Annotated in this window: 14 protein-coding genes; 4 read left to right on the plus strand and 10 right to left on the minus strand. The window is 76.8% G+C overall.

All coding sequences use genetic code 11. The features are described from left to right. The 4 genes from E6J59_04260 to E6J59_04275 all read right to left on the minus strand — a co-directional run. A partial coding sequence (locus E6J59_04260) for a 2TM domain-containing protein (GenBank protein ID TMB22258.1) occupies positions 1-404 on the minus strand: 404 nt, incomplete at its 3' end. A gap of 85 nt (positions 405-489) precedes the next feature. Beyond that, positions 490-1,083 (minus strand): nitroreductase family deazaflavin-dependent oxidoreductase, encoded by a 594-nt coding sequence (locus tag E6J59_04265; protein ID TMB22246.1) that lies wholly within the window; start codon positions 1,081-1,083, stop codon positions 490-492. 99 nt (positions 1,084-1,182) lie between these two features. After that, positions 1,183-1,863 (minus strand): methylated-DNA--[protein]-cysteine S-methyltransferase, encoded by a 681-nt coding sequence (locus tag E6J59_04270; protein ID TMB22247.1) that lies wholly within the window; start codon positions 1,861-1,863, stop codon positions 1,183-1,185. Further along, positions 1,860-2,606 carry an RNA polymerase sigma factor gene (locus E6J59_04275; GenBank protein ID TMB22248.1) on the minus strand — a complete coding sequence of 249 codons (747 nt, stop codon included), beginning with the start codon at positions 2,604-2,606 and terminating at the stop codon, positions 1,860-1,862. Before E6J59_04275 ends, E6J59_04270 begins: the two co-directional genes overlap by 4 nt. Between E6J59_04275 and E6J59_04280 the strand changes: the two genes are divergently transcribed. From E6J59_04280 to E6J59_04295, 4 genes are read left to right on the plus strand one after another with little or no spacing between them, the layout of a single operon-like run. Continuing rightward, positions 2,503-3,102 (plus strand): adenylate/guanylate cyclase domain-containing protein, encoded by a 600-nt coding sequence (locus E6J59_04280; protein ID TMB22249.1) that lies wholly within the window; start codon positions 2,503-2,505, stop codon positions 3,100-3,102. The genes E6J59_04275 and E6J59_04280 overlap by 104 nt on opposite strands. Beyond that, positions 3,084-3,998 carry a DNA-3-methyladenine glycosylase 2 family protein gene (locus E6J59_04285; protein ID TMB22250.1) on the plus strand — a complete coding sequence of 305 codons (915 nt, stop codon included), beginning with the start codon at positions 3,084-3,086 and terminating at the stop codon, positions 3,996-3,998. Before E6J59_04280 ends, E6J59_04285 begins: the two co-directional genes overlap by 19 nt. Continuing rightward, entirely contained in the window at positions 3,995-4,516 is a 522-nt protein-coding gene (locus E6J59_04290) for a methylated-DNA--[protein]-cysteine S-methyltransferase (protein ID TMB22251.1), read from the plus strand. The genes E6J59_04285 and E6J59_04290 overlap by 4 nt, the downstream gene beginning before the upstream one ends. Further along, positions 4,513-5,331, plus strand: coding sequence for an isocitrate lyase/phosphoenolpyruvate mutase family protein (locus tag E6J59_04295; protein TMB22252.1), 819 nt, complete (start codon positions 4,513-4,515; stop codon positions 5,329-5,331). Before E6J59_04290 ends, E6J59_04295 begins: the two co-directional genes overlap by 4 nt. Positions 5,332-5,340: 9 nt before the next feature. On the opposite strand, the gene E6J59_04300 is transcribed toward E6J59_04295, so the two are convergent. From E6J59_04300 to E6J59_04325, 6 genes are all read right to left on the minus strand, one after another. After that, positions 5,341-6,153 carry a DUF3014 domain-containing protein gene (locus E6J59_04300; protein ID TMB22253.1) on the minus strand — a complete coding sequence of 271 codons (813 nt, stop codon included), beginning with the start codon at positions 6,151-6,153 and terminating at the stop codon, positions 5,341-5,343. Between the two features lie 70 nt (positions 6,154-6,223). Further along, the gene (locus tag E6J59_04305) at positions 6,224-7,108 is read right to left on the minus strand and encodes a general secretion pathway protein GspK (GenBank protein ID TMB22254.1); all 885 of its coding nucleotides are present in this window, start codon (positions 7,106-7,108) and stop codon (positions 6,224-6,226) included. Next, complete coding sequence (locus tag E6J59_04310; protein ID TMB22259.1) at positions 7,092-8,306, minus strand: prepilin-type N-terminal cleavage/methylation domain-containing protein; 1,215 nt, start codon at positions 8,304-8,306, stop codon at positions 7,092-7,094. The genes E6J59_04305 and E6J59_04310 overlap by 17 nt, the downstream gene beginning before the upstream one ends. Beyond that, positions 8,248-8,772 (minus strand): hypothetical protein, encoded by a 525-nt coding sequence (locus tag E6J59_04315; GenBank protein ID TMB22255.1) that lies wholly within the window; start codon positions 8,770-8,772, stop codon positions 8,248-8,250. Before E6J59_04315 ends, E6J59_04310 begins: the two co-directional genes overlap by 59 nt. Further along, a complete protein-coding gene (locus tag E6J59_04320; GenBank protein ID TMB22256.1) occupies positions 8,769-10,127 on the minus strand; it encodes a hypothetical protein in 1,359 nt (452 codons plus the stop codon). The genes E6J59_04315 and E6J59_04320 overlap by 4 nt, the downstream gene beginning before the upstream one ends. Then, on the minus strand, positions 10,127-10,781 hold a 655-nt coding region (locus E6J59_04325; protein ID TMB22257.1), incomplete at its 5' end, for a prepilin-type N-terminal cleavage/methylation domain-containing protein. The genes E6J59_04320 and E6J59_04325, both read right to left, overlap by 1 nt.

A 10,781-nucleotide genomic window follows, 5' to 3' on the forward strand; every position in this document is an offset into this window, starting at 1 on the left:
ACCGCCGGGTCGAAGAAGCGCTCCTTCAAGGCGCGCGAGCCGAACACGGCCATGTAGTGCGAGAAGAGGCCGATGCCCCAGCCGAACGCGGGCCAGAGGAACCACGGGTACCAGGGCGAGGTGAAGAGGTTGATGAGCGCGAGGAAGGCGATGACGCTCAGGTAGCTGACCAGGTGGGCGTAGAAGCCGGCCTCGGCGGCGGCGCGGCGGCGGGCGCGGCGGAGCGCCTCCTCCTCGGGCGGGAGCGGCTTCTCGTCCTCGTCGCCGCGCGCCCAGCGCCCGGCCTCGCGGGCGAAGCGGCGCGCCTGGTGCTCGGCGTGCCGCGCGAAGTGGCGAGCGCGCCGCTCGGCCTGCCGCTGGAGCCGCTCGGCCCAGCGGCGGTGCCAGTCGTCGTGCCAGGTCATGCCGCAACCCTGCTCGTCCTCGAGGGACCGCCGGAAGCGACGGTGGAAGTGGCCGAAGGGGCCGAAGGGGAAGCAGAACATGGCGTCACTCTCCCCGCCGCATGACGACCATCGGCCGCGGCGCGACCCAGCGCCGCAGGCAGAGGACCAGGAGCGGGCGCAGGACGGTGCGCAGGACGGCGTGCACGACGACGAACGGCGCCGCCGGGAAGAAGGGGTACTTGCCGATGATCGCCCGCTTGGCCGCCGGGTCCTCGACGATCTCGGCCCGCGCGGGGATGGTCCAGCCGGCGCACGTGACGGAGACGCGCGGGTCCGCGCGCAGGTTGCGGATCCAGTCGGAGCGCCAGTGGTAGGTGGAGATCACGATGACGGCGTCCGCCGTGCGCTCGCACGGGAGGAGCACCTCGCGGGGGAGGCCGGTCCGGCGGCCTCGTGTGGTGAGGAGGACCCAACCCGGAGCGCGCTCGAAGTAGCCGCGCAGCACGCGCACGAGCCAGGCGTGCGGCCGGCGGAGCGTGCGCGGCACGAAGTGAAGGCGGGCCGCGAACGGCTCCCGTGTCGCACCGGGGGCGGCTGCCGCGCGAGCCGGCTGCCCGGCTCCCCGCCAGCGGACGACCCTTGCCATCGCGGAGTAGACCATGCGTCCGTCAGGCGGGGAAGGCAACAGGCGTGCCATCGCGGGGGCCGGCGCCGTGGCCCGGGAATCCGGCGCGGGCGGCCGCCGGCGCACGGAGCGGCATGCGGGGCCCGCAGCGGGGGGGCTGCACCCGCGCCGTCAGCCCGCCGCGGCGACCGCGCCCTCCAGGCGGAGGAGCTTCCGCTTGATCGTGAGCCCGCCCGTGTACCCGCCGATCCGCCCGCCGGCCGCGACCACGCGATGGCAGGGAATGACGATCGGGACGGGGTTGCGGCGGAGCGCCTGCCCGACCGCTCGGCTCCCGCGCGGGTCCCCGATACGGCGCGCGATCTCGCCGTAGGACACCACCTGGCCTGCCGGCACGCGCGCGGCGGCCATGAGCACGCGGCGCTGGAAGGATGTGGTGTGGCGGAGGTCGAGGCGCACGTCGAAGCTCCGCCGTTCGCCCGCGAAGTAGGCGCGCAGCTGGTGGACGATGTCCGCGGTGCGCGCCGGCGAGCGGATCACGTCGGCGGCGAGCCGCTGCCGGAGCTCCGCCACGAAGGACGCCTCGCTCTGCCGGAACGAGACACGCACCAGCCCCGCCTCGCTCGCCGCCACGAACACGCGGCCGATCGGGGTCGACATGGCGCAGTAATAGACCGTGCGCCGCGGCGCGGCGCCGGCGTCCCCGTACAGCTGCTGGAGTGCCTCGAGCGTCCGGCGGTAGGCGCCGAGCTCGCGCCGCCCCTCGAGCGTTCCGAGCCAGCGCCCGAGCGCCGGCGAGCGCCGCCGATCGCCGAGCAGCAGCGCGATCAGCTCGTCGTCATGCCTGGTCATCGTACACCTCGTCCAAGCGCGGCGCGCAGCTTCTTGAGCGCCTGGTACACGTTGGCGCGCGCAGCGTCCTCGTTGCCGCCGAGCGTGGCGGCGATCTCGGCGTAGCCGAGATCCTGGAACTGCCGCAGCATGAGCGCGGCCCGTTGCCGCGGCGGGAGCGCCTCGACCGCGCGCCGGACGGCGCGGAGCTCCTCGCGCCGCTCGAGCGACGGCCCGGCGTCGGCGGGGAGGGCGTCGGGGTGTACGTCGGCCCTACGCGCCGCCCGGTGCGAGCGGCGGCGAGCGGCGTTGAGCCCGGTGTTTGTCGCGATGCGGTACAGCCAGGCGCGGGAGTTGGCGTCCGGCGCGAGCCGGCCGAAGGCGCGATGGGCGCGCATGAAGGCCTCCTGGCATGCGTCCTCGGCCTCCTGATGGTCGCCGAGCAGGCGCGCGAGGTAGCCCACGATCTCGCCCCGGTGGCGCTCGGTCAGCTCGGCGAGCGAGACGGGGCGCGGGCTCATGCTCGCCTGTGTAACACGGCTCATGCTCGCCTCTGTAACACGCCGCCCGGGCGGAGCGTGAAATCCAGGGCGGCCATCCCGCACCGCCATTTCACGTTTCACGCCGCTCGGGTGTTGGTACCGGGGGAGGAGATGGACGATGGATGCCTCGATCGACCCCGTGGCCGGCATCGAGTGGCTGGCCGGCCTCTTTCCGGTGCGCGCGGCGCGGCGACGCCCGCTCACGGTGATGTTCACCGACATCGCTGGCTTCACGGCTTACGCCGCCACGCGCGGGGACCGGGCCGCGGCACGCCTGGTCCAGCGGCACGACCGAGCGGTCCTGCCGGCCATCCGCCGGCACTCGGGCCGCATCCTGAAACGCCTCGGTGATGGGCTGATGGCCGCGTTCGCGTCACCCGCCGCGGCGCTCCGCGCCGCGCTCGAGATGCAGCAGGCGGCGCGGGGCGTGCGTCTCCGCATCGGCATCCACGCCGGCGCGGCGCGCTCGCGCGCGGGCGATCTCATCGGCCACGAGGTGAACGTGGCCGCGCGCATCGCGGAGCGCGCGCTCGGCGGCGAGATCCTGGTGAGCGACGCGGTGCGCGGCGCGGCGGACGGTCTCGCGGCGCGCTTTCACCCGGTGCGGGCGCTCGTGATCGCCGGCCGGGAGCCGCGCGCGCTCTTCCGCGTGCGGGAGACGACCATGTCCGCCGCTTGCCAGACGGCGTCGAAGGCACGATGTACGGAGAGCGCATGACCATGACCCAGAGCATCCGGGACTCCGTCCAGCTCGCCTTCCGGCCGCCGCTCGACTGGCCGGCGCTGCTCGGGTTTGTCGCGCTGCGCGCGACGCCGGGCGTCGAGGCGGTCGCGGCGGGCGTCTACCGGCGGACGATCGCGATCGGCGGCGATACCGGCACGATCGAGGTGCGCGCGGCTGCGGCCGAGCCGCATCTTCTGATGCGTGTCCGCCTCGGGCGCCACGAGCGCCTGCTCCAGGTGGTGGAGCGCGCGCGGCGCCTCTTCGACCTCGACGCCGACCCCGGGCTGATCGGGGGCCACCTCGCGCGGAGCCCGGAGCTCGCGCCGCTCGTCGCGCGCCGGCCCGGGCTCCGCGTGCCGGGGGCGTGGGACGCCTTCGAGCTCGCGGTGCGCGCCGTCCTCGGCCAGCAGGTGACGGTGCGGGGCGCGACGACGCTCGCCGGACGGCTCGTGCGCACCTTCGGCACGCCGCTCGACCCGCCGGAGGACGGCCTCACGCATCTCTTCCCGCGCCCCGCCGTGCTCGCGGACGCGGACCTCGCCCCGCTCGGCCTCCCGCGTGCCCGGGCCGCGACCATCCGCGCGCTCGCCGGCGGCGTCGCCCGCGGCGAGCTCGTGCTCGAGGCGTCGCGCGGGCTCGAGGATGCCGTCGGGCGTCTCGCCGCCGTCCCCGGCATCGGCGCCTGGACGGCGCACTACATCGCGATGCGCGCCCTGGACGAGCCCGACGCCTTCCCGGCGGCCGACCTGGGGCTCCGCCGCGCGCTCGGCCACGGGGCGGCGCCGCTCGAGCCGGCGCGCGTGGCCGAGCTGGCCGAGGCGTGGCGCCCGTGGCGCGCCTACGCCGCGATGCATCTCTGGGCCGGCCTGGCCGGCGAGGAGGGCACATGACGCTCGAGGTGACCGAGTTCCGCTCGCCCATCGGCTTGATCGTGCTGGCGGTGCGCGATGGCGCGCTCGTGGCGCTCGAGTTCGCGGAGCGCTGGCCCGAGCGGCGCGGGCGCCTCGTCAGGCGCTTCGGAGAGGTCGAGCTCCGGCGCGACGCGGATCCGGCCGGGGTGCCGAGCCGCCTCGCTGCCTACTTCGGCGGCGACCTGGGCGCGCTCGACGCCATCGCGGTCGATCCCGGCGGCACGCCGTTCCAGCGCCGGGTGTGGGCCGCGCTGCGGCGCATCCCGCCGGGCGAGACGATCTCGTACCAGGCGCTCGCGCATCGCATCGGTGCCTCCGCCGCGGTGCGTGCGGTGGGCGCGGCGAACGGCGCCAATCCCGTCGGCATCGTCGTGCCGTGCCACCGCGTGATCGGCGCCGACGGGCGACTCACCGGCTACGCGGGTGGAATCGAGCGCAAGCGCTGGCTGCTCGGGCACGAGCGCGCCGGCGCTCTCGAGCAAAGGAGCCTCCCATGACGACGGCCCAGAAGGATCGCGCCCGCGCCTTCCATGCGCTCCACCACGGCGGGCGGATCCTCGTCCTCCCCAACGCCTGGGACGCGGCCAGCGCGCGCATCTTCGAGCTGGCGGGCGCGCCCGCGATCGCCACCACCAGCAGCGGGCTCGCGGCGTCGCTCGGTTACCCGGACGGCGAGCGCATCCCGTGCGAGCTGGTGGTCGGCGCCGTCCGCCGCATCACCGCCACGGTCGCGATCCCGGTGAGCGTCGACTTCGAGCGCGGCTACGCGGAGAGCCCGGCGGGTGTCGCCGCCAACGTGCAGGCGATCATCGACGCGGGCGCGGTCGGCATCAACATCGAGGACGGCATGCAGGAGCCGCGTGGCCTGGTCGAGAAGATCGCCGCCATCCGCGCGCTCCCCGCCGCGCGCGAGCTGGACTTCTTCGTGAACGCGCGCACCGACGCCTTCCTGCGCGGCAAGGGCGGCCCGGCGGAGCAGCTGGCCGACGCCATCGGCCGCCTCCAGACCTACGAGGCCGCGAGCGCCGACGGGCTCTTCGCACCCGGCCTGGCCGACCCCGAGGCGATCGCGCGCGTCGTGGGCGCCGTCCACCGCCCGCTCAACGTCATGGCCTTCGCCGGCGTGCCGCCGGTGAAGGAGCTGGAGCGCCTCGGCGTGGCGCGCGTGAGCGTCGGGGCCGGGCCGATGCGGGCGACCCTGGCGCTCACGCGGCGCATCGCCGAGGAGCTGCTGCGCCAGGGGACCTACCAGGGCTTCCTCCGCGACACGCTCTCGCACGCCGAGGTGAACGGGATGTTCGGGCGGAGGTAGCGGTCGGGTTCACGGGCGGGGTTCGCTCTCCGGCACGCCGAGCGCCGCCGCCAGGGCACGCACCTGGCCCTGGATCAGCCGCACGTTGCGTGGCCCCATGCGGAGGAAATGCTTCTGGGCCGCGCTCAGCGCCTCCAGCCGGGGATCGGCGAAGGCGTAGGAGACGACCTTGGGGTGAAGCTCGATGTCGCCGTCGACGACGGGTGTGACGAGGAGCGCGTGGATGGTCTTCGCCAGCGCATCGTCGAAGCGGCCGGGATGCCCGAGCTCACGCCAGGCGTCCTCGCACAGCGGCTGGAGCTGGCGGTACCGCGCGACGGAGCGTTGTGCATCGAGCGAGGCGACGACGTCGGCGACGGCGTCGTACCGCTGGTAGCTCCTGGGATCGACGTACGGGCGTCCGTTGCGCGTGACGGTCTGGAAGGTCGCTTCGGGAGCCAGGAAGAGCAGGTGAGGGCGCGGGCTCGTCCCCTCCGCGATGTTGTCGACCGCGGCAACGAAGCGCTGGATCAGCCGGTCGACGGAGAGCCAGCGGGACAGCCCGGGATCCGAGGAGAGGCCCCCCGCCAGCTCTCGCACCACCGCGTCGCTCTCGGCGAGCGGCGGCAGCGTCGTCCCGGGCACGCTCTCCGGCGGCGTCGTGGTCGGCTCCGGGCTGGTCGGTGCGACCGCGGTGCCCGGCACCGGGACGGGAGAGACAGCCTCGGGCGCGGGTGGACTGACCTCCGGCTGCCCGCGCAGGAACAGGACATAGGCGCCGACGCCGAGAGCGACGAGCGCGAGCGCAGCGACCCACCATCCGGAGGACGTCCTCCGCCTCATCGACTTCCCTTCAGGCCTAACGGAGCAGCGCCGTCAAGCAGCGGCTCGCGGCGTGAGGCCGTTCCCGCTGCTACCTCTCGACGGCCCGCCACGCCACGATCTCCGGCTCCACCCCCGCCGGCGCCGAGAGCGTCGCCTCGACGGCCCGACGGACCGCCCCGACGCCGCCCACGGCCCGCACCGTGTAGTGCTGCCCGCGCGGCGTGAGAACGAGGCGGACGGCGTCGGGGGCGTCGGGGAGCAGCGCCGCGCTGTCCTCGCCCGCGAGCGGCCGTCGCGCGCGCTCGGCGAGGAGCCGATCGACCGCCGCCACGTCCTGCACCACCGCGAGCAGCACCTCGCGCGAGGCTGTGTTGGGATTGACCGCATGCTCGTCGGCGACGGCCACGAAGGGCCTGAGCCGCGCCAGCGCCGCGGCATCGATCCCACGCACGAGCGCCAGCTCCCCCACGCTGGCGAACGGCGCGTTCCGCGGCACGAGCGGCGGCGCCTGCGCCAGATACCACTCCCGCTCGGCGCCATGCGGGCGCGGCGTGTCGTCGGCGTCGGTCCAGTCGGCGAGCGCGTCGGCCAGGCGGGGATCGAGGCCGAGGAGCGTGAGCAGCCGGGGCACCGCGTCCGCCAGCTCCGGCGCGTTGAGGTCGAGGCGGCGGGCCTCGTCCTCGACGTGCACCTCGACCCAGCCGGCGCCGAGCGGCTGGCGGCCCACGCCGACCGCCCACGGCGCGCGGAGCGTGTCGGGCGTCCCGGCAGCGCCCGTCTCGGCGAGCACGACGGCCGCGACGGCGACGCCGGAGCGCGCGAGGGCCTGCGCCTGGAGCGCGGCGAGCGACTTCTCGGCGAGGCGCTCGTCGAGCGCGCTCGTCTCCGCCAGGCCGAGCGCCAGCACGCTCATCAGCGCGAGCGCCGTGACCGCGGCCACGAGCGCCAGGCCGCTCTCACGCCGGCGGCACACGGATCATCTCCATCACCTCGCAGGCCGTCCCGCCCGCCTCCGGGTAGACGCGCACGCGCACCTCGCGCAGCGCCGGGTGCAGCGTGCGCCGGACCTCGCGCTCGAAGCGGAGGCCGCCGGGCCGCACGCCGTCGCTCCGGCCCGGCTCGGGCGGCTGCACCTCCGCCTCGGCGAGGAGCGCCTGCGCGAGCAGCATGGCGCGGGTCGTCCGCCCGTCGGCCGTCACGGTCGCGACGCTCCGCGCGAGGAGGCGCTGGAGCGCGGTCACGCCGACGGCGAGGATGACGAGCGCCACCAGCACCTCGAGGAGGGTGATGCCGCGGCGCCGCCTCACGGTGCTGCCTCGAAGCGGGGCGCATCGATCGTCCCGGTGAGGGCGACGCGGCGCGCGTCGGTACCGTCGGCCGACGCCGGCAGGTCGGCGATCAACCGCCGCAGGCCCGGGGACGTGTCGGGGCCCGGCGCGAGCGTCAGGTGAACGTCGAGCGCGCTCCGCCCGAGCGGGCTCGCGAGCCGCACCGACCCCGCGCCCTTCGCCTCGACGCCGGCGCCGTGGGCGGTGATGCCAGTCAGTAGGAGCCGCCCGCCGGCGAGGTCCCACCCCACGGTGGCGTCGATCGGCACCGCCTCGGGGCCGACGAGGAAACGCGCCGCGGTCGGCCACGTCATGCCGCGCACGTCGAGCCTGCCCCCGGCAGATGTGGCCTCCAGCGTCGCCGCACCCTCGGTCGCGCCGCCGACGCGCTCGCCGCCGACCTTGAGCGTCGGCATGCGCGCGAGGTCGAGGTCGTGCCACTCGAGGAGAGTCACCCGGCGGTCGACCACCGCGGTGAACGTGCCGCCATACGCAGCCCCGGTCACGCGCCAGGGGCGTCCCGCCGGATCGTCGATGAAGCCCAGCAGGGACGGGCGCGCGACGAGCCAGTCGGCGACCGCGAGCCGGTAGCCCTCGGCGTCGCGGAGGGTAGCCGGTGCGAGCCTGACCCCCCAGGGCCGGAGCGTCGCGTGGTCGATTTCCAGGCGCGGGCCGCCGGGCGGGAGCGCGCGTGCCAGCGCCCAGCGCACGAGCGCGTCGGTCGGGAAGGTGAGCGCGACGACACCGGCGAAGATCGCGCCCGCGACCAGGATGCGGGCGAGCCTCACGGCGCAGCGTGGAGCTCGGCCACCTCGACCGTGGCGTCGAAGTGCCCGGGGTCATCGGGGTGCTTGCGCAGCTCGAGGCGCACGGCGTGGAGCGGCGGGTCCGCCGTCTCGAGCCGGTGGAGGAGGCGCACCGTGTCGCCGAGCGAGGCGCCACGCAGGCCGAGCGTCACGCGCTCCTCGGCGAGCCCGTCCGCGACCGGGCCGGCGGCGGGCGTCATGTTGGCGATCCGCTCGCGCCCGACGGCGTCGGCGGCGGCGGCTTCCAGGCGCGCGAGCAGCGCCGGCGCGTCGGCCGCGCCGCTGGCGGCCGGCGCGCCGCGGCGGAGCGCGGCTGCGGCGCGCCGCACGGCGGCCAGCTCGCGCTCGTGCCCGGCGACACGCGCGCCGAGCGTCGCCAGGTCGTCGCGCACGGCGAGCGCGCCGCGCGCGACGAGGGCGAGGGCGGCCGCGGTGGCCGCCGCCGCGACGAGCGTCCGCTCCCGCGCCGAGAGCGCGGCGAGCCAGGCGGCGAGGCGCCTCACGAGCTGGCTCCCAGCGCCGGCTTCCGCGCCGCGCGCAGCCGGAACTCGACCCGGCGGCCGTCGACCGTGGTGCGCGTCTCGTCGGCGGCGACGTCGGCCAGGAGGGGCGACGCGGCGAGCGCGCGGCGGAGCGCGTCGACCGCATCGAAGCTCTCCGCGCGGCCGTGGAGACGGATGCCGTCGCGCTCGACGGCGAGCTCGTCCAGGTCGAGGCGGAGCGCCGCCGGCACGCGCGCCGAGAGCTCGCGCAGCACCTCCAGCGGGCCCGTCTCGCCCCCGAGCCGCACCGCGCGCCGTGCGGCGGCCGCGACGGCGGCGTCCAGCTCGGCCCGCGGCGCGACCAGGCGCACGCCGGGAAGCACGGCGGCGGCCTCGGCGGCGACGGCGCGCGTCAGCGCCGCGTCGCGGCGCGCGAGGCGCTGGTGCGCGAGGCCCACGTCGAACGCACCCAGGGCGAGCCCGAGGCAGCCGAGCGCCACGGCCCGGCGGAGGGAGCCGTGGCCCGCCGGCTCCGTGCCGCCGAGCGCCAGGCCGACGCGCGCCGCGCGCCCTGCGCCGGCGACCAGGCCGGCGGCGACCGCGCACGCGGCGATCTCGTCCGCGCCGTGCGGCGGGACGAGACGCGCGGCGTCCGCAAGCGGCACGACGCGCGCCCCGGTGGCGGCGCCGAGCGCCCGCGCGAGCGACGAGTCGGCATCCGCGCCGGCGACGACGATCGTCGCCGCCCGGCCGCCGAGCGCCGCGAGCGACCACCGCACCTCGGCCGCGAGCGCCGCCGGCTCCCGCGCCGAGGCGCCGAGCGCCCGCAGCCCGGCGAGCCGCCCGCCGCGCCGGAGGGCGAGCGCGCTCGCGGCGCCGTCGGCGACCACCAGGGCCTGGTCGTCGCCGCTCGAGGGCAGGAGGTTCCAGGCCGGCAACGGCGCCAGGTCGACGCGTGCGGGCGCGAGCCCGGCGCCGGCGAGCAGCGCCACGTGCGCTTCCAGCTCGCCCTGCCGGACGGCGGCGGCGAGCACGGCCGTCCCGCCGGGCGCGGGCCCGAGCGGCTCGCATGCGACGGCAAGGCCCGCCGGGTCGAGCGGGAGCTGCCCCAGCAGCTCGAGCGGGGCGCTGCGGGTGAGACGCCCGCGGTCGCGGAAGGGCAAGGTGAGGAACCGGTGGGTGGCGGCGGACGCGGGGAGCGCCGTGAGCACGACGTCGGCACGCGCCCCGGCGATCTCCGCGAGCACCCCCGGCAGCGCCGCCGGGCCTGTGAGCGGCCGGCGCTCGAGCGCGGTCAGGCGCAGCGTGCCGAAGCTCCGCTCGCCGCGCGCCACGCGCACCTCGTGCGCCGTGACCTCCAGCCCGAGGAGCCGCATCACGACGCGCCCGCGAGCGGCAGCGCGACCGCCGTCGTCAGCTCCAGGGCACCGCCCGCGCCGTCGTCCACCCCGACCGCCAGCTCGACCACGCGCGGCAGCGCGGGGAGCGTCCACGCGGCCTTCCACTCGCTGCCGTCGAAGCAGCGCACGCGGAACGTGCGCACGCCGGCCAGGGCGGGCGTCCCCGCCGGCTCGGGCGCGTCGGGCGGCGCGAAGCGCCCGCCCTCGCGCCGCACCAGCACACCCGGCCCGGCTGCAGGGGCCTCCACGCGGTAGGCGAGCAGGCGGACGTCGTCACTCGCGGCGGTCGCGAGCCGCAGCTCCCACCACGGCGGCCCGCCATCGGCCGGCGCGACCACGATGAACCGCTCCGGCGCGCCAGGCGCCCCCGGCCGAACCGCCCCCTCGACCTCTCCCGCGATGCGAAGGAGCAGCATACGCGCCTTCGTGAGACGCTCCGCGCTCCGCCCCGCGCGTTCGCGCACCACCCCCGCCCGCACGACCGCTCCGTAGAGGGCCACCAGGACGAGGGCACTCACCGCCAACGCCACCAACGCCTCCAGCAGAGTGAAGCCACCCCGACCGGCAGGGCGCGGGGCACCCCGCGCCCGCGCCGCGCACCAAAACGACTCAGAAGTCCCTGCTGTCGAG

The organism is Deltaproteobacteria bacterium (assembly GCA_005879795.1).
In the GTDB taxonomy this organism is placed as follows: domain Bacteria; phylum Desulfobacterota; class Binatia; order DP-6; family DP-6; genus DP-6.